Source organism: Candidatus Microthrix subdominans (assembly GCA_016719385.1).
GTDB classification, from domain to species: domain Bacteria; phylum Actinomycetota; class Acidimicrobiia; order Acidimicrobiales; family Microtrichaceae; genus Microthrix; species Microthrix subdominans.
Genome location: JADJZA010000009.1, coordinates 82,250 through 100,122, shown reverse-complemented (window position 1 = coordinate 100,122; position 17,873 = coordinate 82,250). Strand labels below are relative to the sequence as shown.

The 17,873-nt window shown below is 70.8% G+C and carries 16 protein-coding genes and 1 pseudogene; 15 read left to right on the top strand and 2 right to left on the bottom strand.

The window, feature by feature from the left end; genetic code table 11:
* Window positions 1-20: 20 nt before the first annotated feature.
* The 3 genes and pseudogenes from IPN02_16970 (at window position 21) to IPN02_16960 (ending at window position 3,077) form a co-directional block, all read left to right on the top strand.
* Window positions 21-1,322, top strand: a complete 1,302-nt coding sequence (locus tag IPN02_16970; protein MBK9298479.1) for a bifunctional phosphopantothenoylcysteine decarboxylase/phosphopantothenate synthase — start codon at window positions 21-23, stop codon at window positions 1,320-1,322.
* A 111-nt stretch (window positions 1,323-1,433) separates the two neighbouring features.
* The gene (locus IPN02_16965) at window positions 1,434-2,630 is read left to right on the top strand and encodes a methionine adenosyltransferase (GenBank protein ID MBK9298478.1); all 1,197 of its coding nucleotides are present in this window, start codon (window positions 1,434-1,436) and stop codon (window positions 2,628-2,630) included.
* Window positions 2,631-2,687: 57 nt separating this feature from the next.
* Window positions 2,688-3,077 (top strand): annotated as a pseudogene (locus tag IPN02_16960) (hypothetical protein).
* Between the two features lie 1,467 nt (window positions 3,078-4,544).
* Here the strand turns inward: IPN02_16960 and IPN02_16955 are convergent.
* The gene (locus IPN02_16955) at window positions 4,545-5,204 is read right to left on the bottom strand and encodes a methyltransferase (protein ID MBK9298477.1); all 660 of its coding nucleotides are present in this window, start codon (window positions 5,202-5,204) and stop codon (window positions 4,545-4,547) included.
* Between IPN02_16955 and def the strand changes: the two genes are divergently transcribed.
* From def to IPN02_16905, 10 genes are read left to right on the top strand one after another with little or no spacing between them, the layout of a single operon-like run.
* Window positions 5,203-5,772, top strand: coding sequence for a peptide deformylase (gene def, locus IPN02_16950; protein MBK9298476.1), 570 nt, complete (start codon window positions 5,203-5,205; stop codon window positions 5,770-5,772). The genes IPN02_16955 and def overlap by 2 nt on opposite strands.
* Window positions 5,769-6,692: a methionyl-tRNA formyltransferase gene (locus tag IPN02_16945; GenBank protein ID MBK9298475.1), complete on the top strand. Its 924-nt coding sequence runs from the start codon at window positions 5,769-5,771 to the stop codon at window positions 6,690-6,692. Before def ends, IPN02_16945 begins: the two co-directional genes overlap by 4 nt.
* Window positions 6,685-7,869 carry a hypothetical protein gene (locus IPN02_16940; protein ID MBK9298474.1) on the top strand — a complete coding sequence of 395 codons (1,185 nt, stop codon included), beginning with the start codon at window positions 6,685-6,687 and terminating at the stop codon, window positions 7,867-7,869. Before IPN02_16945 ends, IPN02_16940 begins: the two co-directional genes overlap by 8 nt.
* 42 nt (window positions 7,870-7,911) lie before the next feature.
* The gene (locus IPN02_16935) at window positions 7,912-8,433 is read left to right on the top strand and encodes a MogA/MoaB family molybdenum cofactor biosynthesis protein (GenBank protein MBK9298473.1); all 522 of its coding nucleotides are present in this window, start codon (window positions 7,912-7,914) and stop codon (window positions 8,431-8,433) included.
* Window positions 8,434-8,476: 43 nt separating this feature from the next.
* Entirely contained in the window at window positions 8,477-9,511 is a 1,035-nt protein-coding gene (ribD, locus tag IPN02_16930; protein MBK9298472.1) for a bifunctional diaminohydroxyphosphoribosylaminopyrimidine deaminase/5-amino-6-(5-phosphoribosylamino)uracil reductase RibD, read from the top strand.
* 4 nt (window positions 9,512-9,515) lie between these two features.
* Window positions 9,516-10,118, top strand: coding sequence for a riboflavin synthase (locus IPN02_16925; protein ID MBK9298471.1), 603 nt, complete (start codon window positions 9,516-9,518; stop codon window positions 10,116-10,118).
* Window positions 10,111-11,373, top strand: coding sequence for a bifunctional 3,4-dihydroxy-2-butanone-4-phosphate synthase/GTP cyclohydrolase II (locus tag IPN02_16920; GenBank protein MBK9298470.1), 1,263 nt, complete (start codon window positions 10,111-10,113; stop codon window positions 11,371-11,373). Before IPN02_16925 ends, IPN02_16920 begins: the two co-directional genes overlap by 8 nt.
* Entirely contained in the window at window positions 11,370-11,846 is a 477-nt protein-coding gene (locus IPN02_16915; protein ID MBK9298469.1) for a 6,7-dimethyl-8-ribityllumazine synthase, read from the top strand. Before IPN02_16920 ends, IPN02_16915 begins: the two co-directional genes overlap by 4 nt.
* Before the next feature lie 41 nt (window positions 11,847-11,887).
* Complete coding sequence (locus IPN02_16910) at window positions 11,888-12,190, top strand: hypothetical protein (protein ID MBK9298468.1); 303 nt, start codon at window positions 11,888-11,890, stop codon at window positions 12,188-12,190.
* A complete protein-coding gene (locus IPN02_16905) occupies window positions 12,187-12,510 on the top strand; it encodes a type II toxin-antitoxin system PemK/MazF family toxin (protein MBK9298467.1) in 324 nt (107 codons plus the stop codon). The genes IPN02_16910 and IPN02_16905 overlap by 4 nt, the downstream gene beginning before the upstream one ends.
* 17 nt (window positions 12,511-12,527) lie before the next feature.
* Here IPN02_16905 and IPN02_16900 read toward each other — a convergent pair whose 3' ends face one another.
* Window positions 12,528-14,732 (bottom strand): prephenate dehydrogenase/arogenate dehydrogenase family protein, encoded by a 2,205-nt coding sequence (locus IPN02_16900; protein MBK9298466.1) that lies wholly within the window; start codon window positions 14,730-14,732, stop codon window positions 12,528-12,530.
* Window positions 14,733-14,828: 96 nt separating this feature from the next.
* On the opposite strand from IPN02_16900, the gene IPN02_16895 reads away from it, so the two are divergent.
* Window positions 14,829-16,244 (top strand): hypothetical protein, encoded by a 1,416-nt coding sequence (locus IPN02_16895; protein MBK9298465.1) that lies wholly within the window; start codon window positions 14,829-14,831, stop codon window positions 16,242-16,244.
* Window positions 16,241-17,866 (top strand): MFS transporter, encoded by a 1,626-nt coding sequence (locus IPN02_16890; GenBank protein MBK9298464.1) that lies wholly within the window; start codon window positions 16,241-16,243, stop codon window positions 17,864-17,866. The genes IPN02_16895 and IPN02_16890 overlap by 4 nt, the downstream gene beginning before the upstream one ends.
* Window positions 17,867-17,873: the final 7 nt, after the last annotated feature.

Here is a 17,873-nt window from a genome sequence, read left to right as displayed (position 1 = left end):
ACCAAGGTGATTGAACGCCGATGAATGCCACCGGGGCGACCGAGGGGGACGGCCCGCTCGCCGGTCGCCACATCGTCCTTGGCGTCACCGGTGGCATCGCCGCCTACAAGGCGATCGAGGTATGCCGCCGCCTGATCGATGCCGGGGCCTACGTCGCCCCGGTGCTCACCGAGGGCGCCCAGCGCTTCGTGGGGGCGGCCACGTTCTCGGCGCTCGCCTCCGAGCCCGCCCAGAGCTCGCTGTTCGACGGGCCCCATCCCATTCCCCATACCCGCCTGGGCCAGCGCACCGACCTGGTGCTGGTCGCCCCGGCCACGGCACGGGTGCTGTCCGACCTGACGACGGGACGCTCCGACGACCTGCTGGTCGCCACGCTGCTCGCCACCGAGGCGCCGGTGATGGTGGCGCCGGCGATGCACACCGAGATGTGGCGCCATCCGTCGGTCGTCGACAACCTGGCGGTGCTGCGCCGCCGTGGCGTCGTCATCGTCGATCCCGAGTCGGGGCGTCTGGCCGGTGGTGACGTCGGCGAAGGGCGGCTGGCCGGCCCGGAGCGCATCGTCGACCGGGCGATCGAGTTGCTCACCGCCGGCTCCGAACCCGCCGCCCTTCCCGCCGGGGCCCGCCCGCTTCCCGCCGCAAGCGGCGATGCAGGCATGGGATGGCGCGGCCGACGGGTGCTCGTATCGGCCGGGGGAACCCGTGAGGCGATCGACCCGGTGCGCTACCTCGGCAACCGCTCGACCGGCAAGCAGGGCCATGCACTGGCCGAGGAGGCCGCCCAGCTCGGCGCGGCGGTCACGCTGGTGACCACCTCCGAGCTCCCGACATCACCGGCAATCGAACGGCGACAGGTGACGTCGGCCGCCGAGATGGCCGACGCGGTGCTCGAGGCTGCCCCAAGCATGGACCTCGTGATCATGGCCGCCGCTGTCGCCGACTTCACCCCCGCCGCTGTCGCCGACCGCAAGCTGAAAAAGGCCGATGGGGCGCCGAGCATCGAGCTGGTCCCCACCCAGGACATCCTCGCCGAGCTGGGACGCCGCAAGCCTGCGTCGCAGGTGCTGGTCGGCTTTGCGGCGGAGACCGACGATGTCGAGGCCAACGCAGCCGCCAAACTCGAGCGCAAGGGCGCCGACCTGCTCGTCGTCAACGACGTCGGTGCCCCCGGGGTGGGGTTCGGCCACGACACCAACGAGGTGCTCATCCTCGGCCACTCCGGCGAGCGGATCAGCGTGCCGCTGACCGACAAGTCGGCGGTGGCAGCGCGGGTGCTCGAATGCGCCGGAGCGCTGGCCGCCGCACGCGCTGCGTCGTCCTAAGCCCTCGCGTCCTCTGACGAGACCCGGCCGCTTCCATCTCGGTGGCGACCGTCACCTACCATTCATCCCCCTTCAACCAATTCGCGATTTTCAACCCTTGAGGAGCTCAACGTGGCCAAGTGGACATTTACGTCGGAGTCGGTGACCGAAGGTCATCCCGACAAGATGGCCGACCAGATCTCGGACTCGGTGCTCGACGCCCTGCTCGAGCAGGATCCCGACTCCCGGGTGGCCTGCGAGACGATGGTGACCACCGGCCTGGCGATCGTCGCCGGCGAAATCTCCACCAAGGCCTACGTCGACATCCAGTCGATCGTGCGCCAGACGATCCGCGACATCGGCTACGACCGCGAGGACGTCGGCTACGACGGCTCCACCTGCGGCGTGCTCGTCGCCATCGATGAGCAGTCGGTCGACATCGCTCAGGGCGTCGACGACTCCGAAGAGGTGCGTTCGGGCACCTCCGGCGAAGAGGACCAGCTCGACCAGCAGGGCGCCGGCGACCAGGGCATGATGTTCGGCTACGCCTGCGACGAGACCCCGGAGCTGATGCCGCTGCCGATCCACACGGCCCACCGCCTGGCCGAGCGGATGGCCGAGGTCCGCAAGGCGGGCACGATTCCCTACCTGCGTCCGGACGCCAAGACCCAGGTGACCTTCGAGTACGAGGATGGCAAGCCGGTCGGGCTCAAGGCCGTGCTGATCTCCACCCAGCACAACGAGGGCGTCGACCGCGACGCCGACATCCGCCCGGACCTGATCGAGTCGGTGATCCGGCCGACGATCCCGGAGCGCTTCGCCAACGACGACTTCGACGTCTACGTCAACCCGACCGGTCGCTTCGTCATCGGCGGCCCGGTGGGCGACGCCGGCCTGACCGGCCGCAAGATCATCGTCGACACCTACGGCGGCTCGGCCCGCCACGGCGGCGGCGCCTTCTCGGGCAAGGACCCCTCCAAGGTCGACCGTTCCGCCGCCTACGCCACCCGCTGGGTGGCCAAGAACGTCGTCGCCTCCGGCGCCGCCACCCGCTGCGAGGTGCAGGTGGCCTACGCCATCGGCATGGCGCACCCGATCTCGATCTTCGTCGAGACCTTCGGTACCGAGACGGTCGAGAACTCGAAGATCGAGGCCGCCGTGCGCGACGTGTTCGACCTGCGCCCCGCTGCGATCGTGCGCGACCTCGACCTGCGACGCCCGATCTACCGCCCGACGGCCGCCTACGGCCACTTCGGCCGGACCGGTCCCGGGTTCACCTGGGAGCTGACCAACCGGGCGGACGACCTCCGTTCGGCCCTGGGGCTCTGAGCTCGAGGTCCACACCCAACCCGGACGAGCCCCGGCTGCCCTTCGGGGAGCCGGAGGCTGGGTTGCCCGGGGAGCCAGAGGGAGCGGGCTCGGCTCCCGGACCCGCCCGCCACCCCTCTGCCGGCTGAGCCCGGCCCCCCGCCCGAGGGGCGGCTCGTTCGGGTACTGCCCGAGCCGGCTCGCATCGGGCGGGCGTTCGACTATTCGGTCCCCGACGCGACCGACGGCCCACTCGAGGTGGGCTCGATGGTGCGCGTCGCGCTGGCGGGGCGCCCGGTGGGCGGCTGGGTGCTCGAGTGCGACGTCACCCCGCCCGACGGCGTGACCCTCCAACCGATCCGCAAGATCACCGGTCACGGGCCGCCGGCCGAGGTGATCGACCTGTGCCGCTGGGCGGCACGGCGCTGGGCCGGACGCCTGGCAACGTTTCTCACCACCGCCAGCCCGCACCGGGCGGTGCCGGCCCTGCCCGACCCGGCACCCGCCGGTCCGCCCCCGACCGCCCCCGATGCGGAGGTCGTCGATGCGGTGGCCGCAGCACTCGAGCATCCGGTGGCCACGCTGCGGCTGGCGCCCGCCGCCGACCCCCTGGGCGCCGTCCTCGCTGGGCTGGCGCAGCGGTGGGAGCAGGGTCCGGGCCTGGTCGTCGTGCCCGAGCACGCCCAGGCAGCCCAGCTGACCCGGGCGTTGCGTCGGGCCGGCGTCACGGCGGTGCCCTACGACCGGGCCTGGGCCGCAGCGAAAGCCGGGGGATCGACGGTGGTCGGCACCCGGGCGGCGGCGTTTTCGCCCCAGGGCGACCTGGGGGTGGTCGTCATCGTCGACGAACACGACGAGTCGCTCCAGGAGGAGGGCTCGCCCAGCTGGCACGCCCGCGAGGTGCTCGTCGAGCGGTGCGCCCGTCTGGGGGTGCCCCTGCTGTTGATCTCGCCGGTGCCCAGCCAGGAAGCGGTGGCCCTCGGGCCGGTGCTGTCGCTGTCGCGAAGCGCCGAACGGGCGGGGTGGCCGCCGATCGACCTGATCGACCTCCGGGCCGAGGACCCCCGGGGTGGCCTGTTCCACCCTCGGATCGTCGCCGCGGCGCGGGCCGCCCATCGCCCGGTGTTCGTCCTCAACCGCACCGGTCGCTCACGGTTGTCGATCTGTCGCAACTGCTCGGCGACCGCCACCTGCGAGCGTTGCGACGCTGCGGTCAGCCGGCTCAAAACGGGGATCTTCACCTGCCCCCGCTGCGCCCACGAACGCCCGGAGGTGTGCCTCGCCTGTCGGGGCACCGCCTTCGCCAACCTGCGCCTGGGGGTCAGCCGTGTGGTCGAGGAGGCCTCAGCCCTGCTCGGCGTCGACGTGGCCGAGGCGACCGGCGCCTCCGGCGGACGCGACAAGCTGCCCGACCGGGGCCCGGTGGTTGGCACCGAGGCCGTGCTGCACCGCGCCGGCAGCGCCGACCTGGTGGTGTTCTTGGACTTCGATCAGGAGCTGTTGGCGCCCCGCTACCGGGCGGCCGAGCAGGCGCTGGCCTTGCTGGCCCGGGCGGCCCGACTGGTCGGGCCCCGCGCCGGCGGGGGCCGGGTGATCGTCCCCACCCGCGAGCCCGAGCATCCGGTACTGCACGCCGCCGTGCTCGCCGACCCCGACCGGGCCGTCGCCGCCGAACGATCGCGTCGCCAGCTACTCGCCTACCCACCGTTCGGCTCGGTCGCCGAGATCGCCGGCCAGGCCGCTCCCGCCTACGTCGAACGGCTCACCCCGTTGCTTGACGACGTGCCCGATGCCCAGCTGCTCAACCCCGAGGACGGACGGTGGCTGCTGCGCGCCCCCGGCTGGCAACAGCTGAGCGCGTTGCTCGACCAGGTCGAACGCCCACCCGGGCGCCTGCGCCTCCGGGTCGACCCGCTGCGCCTGTAACGGGTCCGACTACCGGCGTGGTTCGATCGACAGCACCCGGTAGCCGGCCTTGGAACCCAGGCGCTCCACCGGATGCCCCCGGTCCTCCAGATGACGGTGCAACGAGTCACCACCCAGGTTCTTGCTCATGACGAACACCGCCCGGCCGTCGGGCGCCAGGCGGTCCAGCCACGACTCGAGCAGCGGATAGAGCTCGGCCTTGCCGATGCGCACCGGTGGGTTGGACCACAACAGGTCGATCGGGGCATCGGGACCTCCGTCGGGGCCGACGGTGCGGATCCGCCCGGGTGCCAACCGTTGGGCGTTGATCGCACACAGCTCGCGCGCCCGATCGTTGGGCTCGACCGCCCACACGGTGCCGGTCGGGGTGCGACGCGCCAGTGCCACGCTCAGCGGCCCCCAGCCGGCCCCGAGGTCGACCAGCACGGCGGCGTCGGGCGGGGGTGGCGGTGCCAGCCGCAACAGCGTGGCCGACCCCAGGTCCAGGCGACCGGGCGAAAACACCCCGGAATCGGTCTGGAAGGTCAGCGTCTCACCGTCGAGCGTCACCTCGATCTGCCGGGTGCGCCGCTTGGAGCTCGGTTGGGCGCTGAAATACTGCTGATCCACCGGCGGAGTGTAGGCCGGTGATCTTCGAGGAGCCGGCCCCCGGCGGTACGCTGGGACCATGACTGCGTCACGCATCCGCATCGTCGGCGACCCGGTACTGCGCCAGCGCGCCGAGGTGGTCGATGACATCGACGAACGCCTGGTTCGCCTGGCGGCGGACATGGCCGAGACGATGTACGCCGCGCCCGGCCTCGGTCTGGCCGCCCCACAGGTGGGCATCAAGCAGCGCTTTTTTGTCTATGACCTCGGTGACGACGGCGGTCCAAAGGCCCTGATCAACCCCGAGATCGTCGAGTCGGACGGCGAATGGCTCTTCGACGAGGGCTGTCTCTCGGTACCCGGACTCTACTTCGAGATCGCCCGCCCCAGGCAGGTCCACGTGCGGGGGATCGACCTCGACGGCAACGAGGTCGACTGGGAGGCCGACGAGCTCGCCGCCCGCCTGATCCAACACGAGCTCGATCACCTCGACGGCGTGCTGCTGCTCGACCATCTCGAGGCCGATCAGCGCAAGATGGCCAAGAAGCAGGTGCGCGAGATGATGATGGGGGAGCGCGGCCCCGACGAGCTGCCCGACCGATCCAGGAAGCGGCTGGGCAGCGACGCCCTCTTCGGCGGGAGTCGGTGAGCGACGCCCAGCCCCTTCCTCCGCCCCCGACCCGGCCGACCAGCATCGTCTACTTCGGCTCGCCCGCCGAGGCGGTGGCGCCCCTCGAGGCGCTCATCGCCGCCGGCCATCGGGTCGATCTGGTCGTCAGCGCTCCCGACCGACGGCGCAGCCGGCGGGGCTCGCCGACGCCGACCCCGGTCAAGGCGGCAGCGCTTCGGCTGGGCCTGAAGGTGACCGACGACCTGACCGATGCGGCCACAGCGGCCGAGGACGGCGCCGACCTGGGCGTTGTCGTCGCCTACGGACAGATCCTGCGCCGGCCGCTGCTCGAAGCGCTGCCGATGGTCAACCTGCACTTCTCGTTGCTGCCCCGATGGCGGGGTGCCGCCCCGGTCGAGCGGGCACTCCTCGCCGGCGACGATGCCACCGGGGTGGCGGTGATGGGTGTCGAGGAGGGCCTCGACACCGGGCCGGTCTACGCCGAGGTCGCCGTGCCGATCGCTCCGACCAGCACTGCCGCCGAGCTACGGACCGAGCTGAGCGCTCGAGGCGCCGAGCTGCTGATCGACACCCTCGGTTCCGGGTTGACCGATCCCCGCCCGCAATCGGGGACCACCACCTACGCCACCAAGATCACGGGCGACGATCTCGAACTGCGCTTCGACGAGGCCCCCGCGATCGAGCTCGACCGTCGGGTGCGGGTCGGCGGGGCATGGACCACACTGCGTGGCGAGCGGCTGAAGGTGTGGCGGGCCGAGATCGTCGCACCCTCCGCGGCCGAGATTCCACCGCCCGGCGTGCTCGACGCCGACATCGTCGGCACCGCCTGCGGGGGCCTGCGCCTGGTCGAAGTGCAGCTGGCCGGTCGGGCCCGCCAGGACGCCACCGAGTTCCTGCGCGGCCTGCGCCCCGAGCCGGGGGAGCGCCTCGGTGGCTGAACGACGCGCTGCCAACCGAACTGCCCACCGCCCGGCGAAGGGCGCAGAGGTACCGGGCGTGGCGCCCCGGCGCCTGGCGCTCGACCTGCTCGCCCGCATCGAGGATGACGGCGCGTGGGCCAACCTGGTCGTGCCCCGGGCCCTCGACCGCTGCGACCTGGGCGACGCCGACCGGCGCCTGGTCACCGAGCTGACCTACGGCACCGTGCGGCAACGACGGCGCCTGGACGCGATCATCGACCCGTTCCTCGACCGCCGACCCGCCGACGTGGCGGTGCGGGCTCTGCGCCTGGGCGCCTACCAGCTGGAGGTGGGGTTTCCCGACCACGCCGCGCTCAACACGACGGTTGGCGCCGTGCCCAAGCGGTGGCGGGGCCTGGTCAACGCCGTGCTGCGCAACGTGGTGCGGTCCGACCCGCCCCGGTGGCGCAGCCTGGGCGAAGAGCTGTCCTATCCGGACTGGATCGTCGAACGACTTGAAACCGACCTCGGTCGCGATGTGGCCGAGGAGGCCTTGGAGGCGATGAACCGGCCGGTGGCGCCCACCGTGCGAGCCGACGGCTACACCCAGGACCGGGCGTCGACCTGGGTGACCGATGCGGTCGGTGCCCTCCCGGGTGAGCTCGTCGTCGACGTGTGCGCCGCCCCCGGCGGCAAAGCGACCGGCATGGCGGCCTCCGGTGCCACGGTCATCGCCGCCGATCTGGTCGCCCACCGGGTCGATCTGGTCGTCGAGAACGCCGCCAGGCTGGGCTCGGACGTGCATGCGGTGCGCGCCGACGCCACGTCACCGCCCCTGCGCAACCGCAGCGCCGACCGCGTGCTCGTCGATGCGCCCTGTTCCGGGCTGGGGGTCATGCACCGCCGTCCCGACCTGCGCTGGCGGGTGGCCCCCGAGGATCCGGCCAACCTGGCCAAGCTGCAGCGCCGCCTGCTCGAGGCGGCGGCGCCGCTGGTCAAGCCGGGCGGCACCCTCACCTACAGCGTCTGCACCCTCACCCGGGCCGAGAGCGTCGACGTGGTCGAAGCGTTCCTCGACGACCACCCCGAGTTTGGCGCCGACGCGCCGCTGGAAGGCCCCTGGGAGAGCGACGGCCCGGTGTCGATTCTGTTGCCCCAGCGTGAAGGCACCGACGGCATGGCCCTGGCTACCCTGCACCGGGCACCCCAGCACTAACATCCAACGCGGCCGCTATGGCCCGAGATGGCAAGGAGACAGATGACTGGCGACGCCGGGACGACCGACGCAACCGAGCACAAGCAGCAGGCGAAGGTGCTCACCGTGTCCGACGGGGTGATGGCCGGCGTCCGCAAGGATTCCTCGGGCGCGGGCTTGGTGTCGCACCTGGAGGCCGCCGGCTTCGAGGTGATCGAGCATCGCACCATCTCCGACGGCGTCGACAACGTCTCCAACACGCTTTCCTACATGGCCCTCAACTTCGTCGGTCTCATCGCCACGACCGGCGGCACCGGATTCGGTCCTCGGGATGACACCCCGGAAGGCACCCGCCGCATCCTCGACAAGCCGGCCCCCGGGCTGACGACCGCCATGGCCACCGCGTCGCCACTCAACCGCCTGTCGCGCGGTGTGGCCGGCGTTCGGGGTCGATCGTTGATCCTCAACCTGCCCGGCTCGCCCGGCGGCGCGGTCGAGACCCTCGAGTCGGTCCTCGACGTCGTCCCCCACGCGCTCGCGCTCCTCGGCGGGAAGCGGGATCCGCACCCGACCCCCGATCAGTAGGGCCGAGATCGACATCATCACCACCACCCGGGATCGGGAGCTGATGCAGCGGGCGATCGCCGCCGGCGCCGACGCGCGCTGGGTGGCCACACCCAACCCGTGGGTGGGTGCGATCCTGGTGACCGCCGACGGCGAGCTGATCACCGGCGCCACCCGTGCACCGGGCCAGGCCCACGCCGAGAAAGTGGCGATCGAGCGGGCCGGCGACCGCGCCGCCGGTGCCACGATGTACGTCACCCTCGAGCCGTGCGCCCATCACGGCCGCACGCCGCCGTGCACCGAGGCCATCATCGCAGCGGGCCTGGCCCGGATCGTCGTCGGCGTGCTCGACCCCGACCCCCGCACCGACGGCACCGGCGTGGAGGCACTCCGGGCTGCGGGCATCACGGTCGACGTCGGCGTGGTCGCCGACAAGGTGGAGGCCCAGCTGGCCCCCTACCTGCACCAGCGCCGCACCGGCCGGCCCTTCGTCGTGCTCAAGCTGGCGGCGTCCCTCGACGGCTACACCGCCGCTCCCGACGGCAGCTCCAAGTGGATCACGGGCCCCGCCTCCCGCAGCGACGGTCACCGCCTGCGAGCCGAAAGTGACGCCATCATCGTCGGCGCCCAGACGGTCCGTAACGACGACCCCAACCTGACCGTTCGCGACTGGCAGCCGCCCACCGGCGCCCATCCCGAGGACTACAACCCGGTTCGGGTCGTCTTGGGCACGGCGCCCGAGGGCGCCCTGATCCACCCCTGCCTCGAGCTGTCCGGGGACCCGGAGGACGTGCTCGTCGATCTGGCCGAGCGGGGCATGGTCCAGGTGCTGATCGAGGGCGGGGCTGCGGTGGCCGGGGCATTTCACCGGGCCGGACTGGTCGACCGATACGTCCTGTACTTCGCTCCGGCGCTCTTCGGCGGCGATGACGCCCGCAGCCTGTTCTCCGGGCCGGGGGCGTGGAGCATGGGCGACGTTTGGCGGGGTGAGCTGATCTCGGTCGACCGCCTGGGCGACGACGTGCGCATCGAACTGGCCGCCCGGCCGCCCGAGAAGCCGGCTGAGGCCGACCATGTCACCGATCACCTGGAGCACTGAAGCGATGTTCACCGGAATCGTCGAGGAGCTTGGCCGGCTGCACTCCCAGCGCGGCCAACGGGTGCGGATCGCCGCCGACACGGTGATCGAGGATGCCCGGCTGGGCGACTCGATCGCCGTCAACGGGTGTTGTCTGACCGTCGTCGCCCAGGGCGACGGCTGGTGGGAGGCCGACGTGTCGGACGAGACCGAACGGCGCACCAACCTGGGCGACCTGGCTGTGGGCGACCCGGTCAACCTCGAGCGGCCTCTCCGTCTGTCCGACCGCCTCGGCGGTCACCTGGTGCAGGGCCACGTCGACGCGGTCGCCGAGGTGCTCGAGCCGGTGCCCGACCTTCGGGTGGCCATCCCCGACGGGCTCCAGCGGTACCTGGTCGAGAAGGGCTCGGTGACCGTCGACGGCGTCAGCCTCACCGTGGCGTCGCTCGATGACACCTCGTTCACCGTGGCGGTCATCCCGCACACCGCCGAGGTCACCAACCTGGGTCGGCGCGGGGTGGGGGAGCGGGTGAACCTGGAGGTTGACGTGGTGGCCAAGTACGTGGAATCGATGTTGGGCGGAACCCCCGACCAGCAGCATGCAACCGACAGGAGCGACGATGAGTGAAGCCACAGCCGAAAGGGGCGAGGCGACGACATTCTGCACGGTGCCCGAGGCGATCGCTGCGATCGCCCGCGGTGAGGTCGTCGTTGTCGTCGACGATGAGGACCGCGAGAACGAGGGCGACCTGATCATCGCCGCCGAGGCGGCCACGCCCGAGGCGCTCGCCTTCTTCGTCCGCCACACCTCGGGGGTGATCTGCGTGTCGGTCACCGGTGACCGCCTCGACGAGCTCGACATTCCCTTGATGGTGCGCGACAACAACACCGAGAGCCAGCGCACCGCCTTCACCTACACCGTCGATGCGATCGAGGGTGTCACCACCGGCATCTCGGCCGCCGACCGTTCCAAAACGATCGCCACGCTGATCGATCCCGCCAGCCGTCCGGCCGACCTGTCCCGGCCCGGCCACATCTTCCCGCTGCGCTACGCCGAGGGCGGGGTACTCAAGCGCGCCGGCCACACCGAGGCGGCCGTCGACCTGGCCCGCATGGCCGGGATGTATCCGGCAGGCGTGCTGTGCGAGATCGTCAACGACGACGGCACGATGTCCCGGGTGCCCGACCTGGAGAAGTTCTGCGCCGAGCACGACCTGTTGATGGTGTCGATCGCGCAGCTGATCCGCTACCGCCGACAGAACGAGAAGCTGGTCCGCCGGGTTGCGGAGGCCCGCATCCCCACCGTGTGGGGCGACTTCACCTGCTTCGCGTACGAGTCGGTGCTCGACGGTCAACAGCACGTTGCGCTGGTGCGCGGCGCCGTGTCCGGTGAGCAGAACGTGTTGGTGCGCGTGCACTCCGAGTGCCTCACCGGCGACGTGTTCGGCAGCCTGCGCTGCGATTGCGGTGTCCAGCTCGACGCCGCCATGGCCCAGATCGCCGAGGACGGCCTGGGCGTCGTCGTCTACCTGCGTGGCCACGAGGGGCGCGGCATCGGCATCGGGCACAAGATCCGGGCCTACTCGCTCCAGGACGAGGGCCTCGACACCGTCGAGGCCAACGAGGCGCTGGGCCTGCCGGTCGACTCCCGCGAGTACGGCATCGGCTCGCAGATCCTCAATGACCTGGGCATCACCACCATGCGGTTGATGACCAACAACCCGGCCAAGTACGGCGGGCTCGACGGCTTCGGGCTGGAGATCACCGAGCGGGTGCCGATCGAGTCGGTGCCCAACCCCGAGAACCTGCGCTACCTACAGACCAAGCGGGAGCTGATGGGCCATCTGCTCCCCGGTTTGGACGACGAAGTGGAGACCCCATGAACGTGATCGAAGGAAACCTCGACGGCACCGGCCTGAGGATCGGCATCGTCGCCGGTCGTTTCAACGACCTGATCACCTCCCGTCTGTTGGAGGGCGCCCGCGACGGTCTGGTCCGCCACGGCGTCGACGAGGACGACATCACCGTCGTGATGGTGCCGGGCGCCTTCGAGATTCCGGTGGCAGCGCGTCGCTGCGCCCAGTCCGGCGCCTTCGATGCGGTGATCACGCTCGGCGCGGTGATCAAGGGCTCGACCGACCATTACGAGCACGTCGCCGGCCAGGCGGCGGCGGGGATCGCCCGGGCGGCGGCCGACACCGGCGTGCCGGTGATCTTCGAGGTGCTGATGACCGAGAACATCGACCAGGCGATCGAGCGGGCCGGCACCAAGGCTGGCAATAAGGGCTTCGACGCGGCGATGGCCGCCATCGAGACCGCCCGCGTGCTCGCCGCCCTCGACCAACTGGCCGACTAGCCGCCGACTGCACGTTTTTGGTCCATGCTACGTTTCGTGGCATGGCACGCACGCGGATCTCCACCACGGTCGACGCCGATCGGCTCGAAGATGCGCGGACCCGATCGGGCCTGCGGGATTCGGAGCTTTTCGACCGCGCTCTGGAGTTGCTCCTCCAACGGTTGGTGATCGAAGCGGAACTCTCGTTGCTCGACCGTTTCCCGTACGAAACCGACGCGGACCTGAGGGTGGGTGACCACCCCGGCGATCCGGAGGGCGCGTTGCCCTACGACGGTGCTGTTCCCGCTCAAATTCAGCGTCTTGCCGAGGAGCGTCGGGCGGAACGCGAGCGGCGCGCTTCGTGACCGTCGTCGGCCACGGTCAGATCTGGTGGGCCGATCTCGAGCGGGACAAGGTGCGACCCGTTCTGATCCTCACACGAGGCTGGGTTGCGCCACGATTGTCCAGAGTGCTGGTGGCTCCGATTACCACTCGTGTTCGAGGGATTCACTGCGAGGTGCTGCTCGGGCAAGGCGACGGCGTCGATGACGGCAGCGCGGCCAACCTTGACAACGTGCAACTCGTCGATCGTCGAGAGCTCCTCGGCCTCGCCGGCCGCATTCGTCCGGAGCGATGGGGCGAGGTGTGTGCCGCCATGGCCCATGTGATCGCCTGCGAAAGATGAGCCCTGGCCAAAGGCCGCTAACTCGTCGCCACCAGAGGTGCCGGGGGTTCATGCGGCGACAGCTTCGGCAGCCGGATCGACGGATCACGCAAGTTGACCTCGACGACTCGGTCATCGCTGCGCCCGACACCCGGTGCCATCCTCCGAACCAGCACGAACGTGGTGACGCTGTCGGTGCTGTCGGCCACCTGTTCGGCCAACGGGACCAGCCCGTACCGAGCCCCGGTGGTGGGCCCGGCCAGCGCCACCCATCCCGGTGCGTCACGGTCTGCGACGACCCGGCAGGCCTCGGCGGTGGAATCGACCGATCGGGTGGGGACGCCCAGCGTTGCCAGGTACGTGCCGCACTGGGCCAGCGCCTGCTCGTGGCTGACGACCCCCTCAAATCCGGCCACCGTCAGGTCGTCGGGATGCACCCAGGCGGTGAAGTTGACCGCCACCTGGTGGCTGCCGGCCACCGCCAACTCGGCGCTGCGCGCGGCCAGCGCCTCGAGGGCGGGCCGGACACCACCGGACAGCGTGTTGGTCACCGGGATGACCGCCCAGTCCGCCTGATGGTCGGAGAGGCGGTCGAGCGCCTCGCCCACCGACGGCGCAGCCACCAGCGCTGCGCCGTCGCCGACCGCTTCGGCGCCCAGTGCCCGGGCGGCCTGCTCGGTGAACGTGCCCGGCGGACCCAGGTAGGCAATCACCTCGGTGCCGATCGGCGCCGGCGGGGTGACCAGCGCCTCGACCTGGGCGATCACCGCGTCTCGAACGTGTGCCGGATCGCCATCGGCGCGGATGCTCAGGCGCAGGATCAGCTCGCGGTCGCCCCGAAACCAGCGGTCGGCCACCGGCACCGCCCCGCTCAGTCCGGGCACGAGCGCCGCCAGCATGCGGCCCAGTTCGTCGCCGTTGAGCGACGGCGGCACCAGCACCCGCACATCGCGTTCCAGCGTGGCCAGGTGACCGGCAAGCCACCGCTCCAGCTCGGCGTCGGCCAGCAGACGGTGGCCGGAGAGGGCGAGGGCAACCGGGCGAGGTTTGCCGCCGATCCCCAACTTGGCCGCCCGTCGCTGGCCGGCGGCATCGGTCACCAGGACCGCCCGGTCGTCGGGGCCGAGCACCACGTCGAGCAGCCGCACCTCGGTGCTGTCCACCGACACCACCGTTCCGATGTGGGGGCGCCGATCGGAGCCTTCCCTCGGGGTCAGGCCCACGACGTGGCCGTCGGCCCGTGCGGCGGCCAGATCGGAGCGCAGTGCCTGAACCGCCGCAACCGCGTCCTCGGCGGTCGCCTGAAGCCGGGTGAGGTCGACGGCGCGCAGCCCCTCGCGCGCCCAGGCGATGAACCCGGCGGTGTCGGCCGGGTCGCCGCTGGCCAGCGCCTGACGAAGCGCGTCGACCGCCTCGGCCAGGTCGTCGGCCCGACCCGCTCCGTCGACCCCGGACTGGATGGCGGCGATTGTCGCATCCTGGCTGGGCGTCAGCACGCGGCCGGCCAGGCCGGCCAGCGCCTCGAAGACCGGGGTACGAAAGCGCCACAGCTCGTCCATGCCCGGCTCGGAGCGGCTCACCAGCCCGGCGAACACGATCAGCACCTGGTGGGTCAGCGCCTGCACCCAGCTCATCGCCCGGTCGTGCTCGGCGGCCGACACCTCCTGCACGGTGATACCGGCCTCGGTGAACAGGTCGCTCAGCCAGCGGTGTGCAGCGACGTCGTCGGGGTCGGGACATACGACGGCGCTCTGCCCGGCCGGTCCCGCCACGCGGGGGCCAAACAGCGGGTGGGTACCGAAGACGGCCAGGTCGTCCCGCTGCGCCCGCAGCGCAGCGAGCGGCTGGTTTTTCGACGACGTCACATCAAACACGATGCTGCCCGGCTCCAGCTGCGGCAGCACGACCGACGCAATAGTGTCGACCGCATCGGCCGGTACGGCCAGGCACAGCGCCAGTCGGCCCGAGCCGGGCGGATCGAGGGGCGACTGCGCTGCGGCGCCGTCGCCGTCGGTGAACACCGGGCGGCCTGCCTCGTAGGCGACCTTCAGCCGCAGTGGCGGCCGACCCCACGGCCGATCGCCGGGATGCTCAAAGACGTGATGCGATACGTCGACGAGCACCAGCTCGAACGGCGCCGCGGCAAACACCTGCTCGGCCAGCCAGCGCCCCATGCCCTGGGCCGCACCAAAGATCACCAGTCGACCCGGCATCTCGGCCGGGGTGGGGGAGGGCCGCACCATCCGCAGATCCTAGTGAGACCGTTCATCCCGATTGGGTGAGGACAATCCACGGAGTGTCGGGCACCATGGCTGCACCGCCGAAGGAAACAGAGCGACATGCCGACACCCGAGACGCCGCATCAGGACCTCTCCACCGAACTCGAGCTTGCCCGCGCCGAACGCGATGCCGCTCGCGCCGAGCGAGACGCAGCGCGGGCCGAGATGGCCGACCTACGCGGCAAGCCGCCGTCGCGTCGGCTGGTCCGCCGCACCACCGCCGTCGTGTTGGTGTTCGTCTCATGCATCTCCTTCCTCTCGGGCGGCATCGGGGTGTGGGCCAAGCGCAGCCTCCTCGACACCGACGTCTGGGTGGCGCACACGGGGCCGCTGATCGACAACCCCGAGGTGCAGGCGGCGCTCAGCGCCAAGATCACCGAGGAGACGATGAAGCTCGTCGATCCCGAGGCGCTGATCAAGCAGGCGTTGCCCGAACGGGGCCAAGTGCTCGCCGTCCCGCTGTCCAACGCGGTCGATTCGTTCGTGGGCGACCAGGTGGACAAGGTGGTCGCCACCAAGCAGTTCGAACGCCTCTGGGTCGAGCTGAACCGCAGGGCGCACGCCAAGGCGGTTCAGGTGCTGCGGGGCGACGCCAAGGGGGTCACCGCCGGCGACGAGTCGGTGACGATCAGCCTGGTGCCGGCGATCAACCAGGTGCTGGCGCAGATCACGGCGGTGTCGCCGGAACTGTTCGGGAAGACGATCAACATCCCCGACGTGTCGATCGACGAGATCCCCACGGCGGCGATCGACAAGGTCAACCAGGCCTTCGGCACCAACCTCCCCCAGGACTTCGGGCAGATCACCATCTACGACAACGGCAAGCTGAAGGAGGTGCAGGACGCGATTGCGCTCTTCGACACCCTGGTGTGGGTGTCCGCCGTGGTGTTCGCCCTCTCCACCGTCGGGGCCCTGGCGCTGTCGATCAACCGGCGGCGGACGCTGATCGAGCTGGCGGTCGTCGACATGCTCCTCCTGATCCTGATGCGCCGGGCGGCAATCATCGCTCAGGATCAGCTGCTCGCATTGGTTCGGGTTCCGTCCAACCGTGGCGCGGTGGGCGCGATCAGCGATGCCATCCTGCAGGGACTCTTCGATGGCACGCGGATCCTCCTCTGGGCCTTTGGGATCCTCATCGTGTTGGCGGCGCTCACCGCACCCTGGCCTCGGTCGGTGGCGTTGCGCCGGCGAACGGCATCCCTGGTCACCGGCGTGGCCACCTCCGCTCACGACCGGGGCACCGACCCGGCGACGACCACCTGGGTGGTGAACCATCGCGACCCGCTGCGCATCGCCGGCGTGGTGGTGGCGCTGCTGGTGTTGTGGTGGGGCGCATCGTCCTGGCTCTGGGTGGCGATCGTGCTGGCGATCCTGGCCGCCTACGAGGTGGCGTTGTCCCGTCTGAGTGAAGACGAGGTGATCGCTGAGTTGATCGCCGACGAACTGTCCGACCGTGACGATACGAGTGTTCTATGACGACCACAGCCCCCGCCGTCGCAGCGGGCACCAGCCCGAAGCGGGCCGGCGCGGTGCTCACCGCGCTCATCCTGGCAGCGGCTGTGGCCAACCTGCCGCTGGCCGTCGCCAACGTGGCGCTGCCCGACATCGGCAAGGCCTTCGACGCCTCGCAAACCCAGCTCAACCTGGTCGCCATCGCCTACTCGCTGGGCCTGGCCATGTCGGTGCTCTGGCTCGGAGCGGTGGGCGATCGCTACGGCCGCAAGCAGATGCTGCTCATCGGCGTCGTCGCATCGCTTCCGGCCTGCCTGGCGGCGGCCTGGGCGCCCAGCATTCAGGTGCTCATACTCGCTCGCCTGGTCGGCGGTCTGGCCGCCGGCATGGCCTATCCCACCACGCTGTCGCTGATCACAGCGCTGTGGACGGGCGCCGGGCGCACCAAGTCGATCGCACTGTGGTCGGCGCTCGGTGGGGCCATCTCGGCCCTCGGCCCGTTGGTCGCCGGGGTGCTGTTGACCACGTTCTGGTGGGGCTCGGTGTTCCTGGTGACATTGCCGCTGATCGTCGTCAGCGTGGTCAAGGTCGTCATGGTCGTGCCCGCCCACGTCAACGAATCCGACGATCCGGTCGACCACCTCGGCGGCATCCTCTCAGCGGTCCTCGTCGGCGCGTTCATCCTGGCGATCAACTTCGCCGCCGTGCCCAACGCCGGGACGCTCGTGATCGGCCTGGCCGTCCTCGCCGTCGCCGCGCTGATCGCGTTCGTGATTCAGGAGCGCCGCTCCAAGCAGCCCCTCTACGACCTCGCCGTCGCCGGCCGGCGGACGTTCTGGGTCGCCGCCTGCGCCGGCATCATCGTTTTCGGCGCCCTGATGGGGGCCATGTTCATTGGCCAGCAGTTCCTGCAGAACGTGCTGGGCTACAGCACGGTCGAAGCCGGGTTCGCCATCCTGCCGGCGGCCGTGGCGATGGTTCTGATCGCACCCAAATCGGCCAAACTTGTCGATACGAAGGGTGCGCGCTTCACGCTGCTGGTGGGGTACGCCGCCATCCTGGCCGGCTTCATCATCATGTTGGTGCTGTGGAGGGACGGGGTGTCCTACTGGCCGGTCGGGCTCGGGTATGCCCTGGTCGGTGCGGGTGTGGGCTTCGCCGGGACCCCGGCCTCGCACTCACTCACCGGCTCGGTTCCGGTCACCAAGGCGGGCATGGCCTCGGCCACCGCCGATCTGCAGCGGGACCTCGGTGGGGCCATCATGCAGTCGTTGATGGGCGTGCTGCTCACTGCCGGCTACGCCTCAGCGGCCACCGCGGCGATCGCCGGATCGTCCAAGGCGAGCAGCGTGACCACCAGCGTGCAGAGCCAGCTGACCAAGTCGTTTAGCGGGGCCGATGCGATCGCTCAGCAGTACCCGCAGTACTCCTCACAGATCGTCGCAGCGGCCAAGCAGTCCTTCGTCGAGGGACAGGACTGGGCCTACGGCGTCGCCATCATCGCCGTGGCGCTCGGTGCGGTGCTCGTCTGGTTCATGTTTCCCAAGGCCGAGGAGGAGCAGCGCATGCTGGCCGAGTTCCACCAGCAGGACGAGGCCGAGGCGTCCACCGCCGCCCCTCAGCCCGCCGGCCACCCGGACGGCTGACGTGGGC

Bases quoted from the DNA above. Each gene is read 5' to 3' on its own strand.
- IPN02_16955 (MBK9298477.1), bottom strand. From the start codon at position 5,204: ATGGTCCCAGCGTACCGCCGGGGGCCGGCTCCTCGAAGATCACCGGCC.
- IPN02_16935 (MBK9298473.1), top strand. From the start codon at position 7,912: ATGACTGGCGACGCCGGGACGACCGACGCAACCGAGCACAAGCAGCAG.
- IPN02_16925 (MBK9298471.1), top strand. From the start codon at position 9,516: ATGTTCACCGGAATCGTCGAGGAGCTTGGCCGGCTGCACTCCCAGCGC.
- IPN02_16910 (MBK9298468.1), top strand. From the start codon at position 11,888: ATGGCACGCACGCGGATCTCCACCACGGTCGACGCCGATCGGCTCGAA.
- IPN02_16900 (MBK9298466.1), bottom strand. From the start codon at position 14,732: ATGGTGCGGCCCTCCCCCACCCCGGCCGAGATGCCGGGTCGACTGGTG.
- def (MBK9298476.1), top strand. From the start codon at position 5,203: ATGACTGCGTCACGCATCCGCATCGTCGGCGACCCGGTACTGCGCCAG.
- ribD (MBK9298472.1), top strand. From the start codon at position 8,477: ATGCAGCGGGCGATCGCCGCCGGCGCCGACGCGCGCTGGGTGGCCACA.
- IPN02_16970 (MBK9298479.1), top strand. From the start codon at position 21: ATGAATGCCACCGGGGCGACCGAGGGGGACGGCCCGCTCGCCGGTCGC.
- IPN02_16890 (MBK9298464.1), top strand. From the start codon at position 16,241: ATGACGACCACAGCCCCCGCCGTCGCAGCGGGCACCAGCCCGAAGCGG.
- IPN02_16915 (MBK9298469.1), top strand. From the start codon at position 11,370: ATGAACGTGATCGAAGGAAACCTCGACGGCACCGGCCTGAGGATCGGC.
- IPN02_16920 (MBK9298470.1), top strand. From the start codon at position 10,111: ATGAGTGAAGCCACAGCCGAAAGGGGCGAGGCGACGACATTCTGCACG.
- IPN02_16895 (MBK9298465.1), top strand. From the start codon at position 14,829: ATGCCGACACCCGAGACGCCGCATCAGGACCTCTCCACCGAACTCGAG.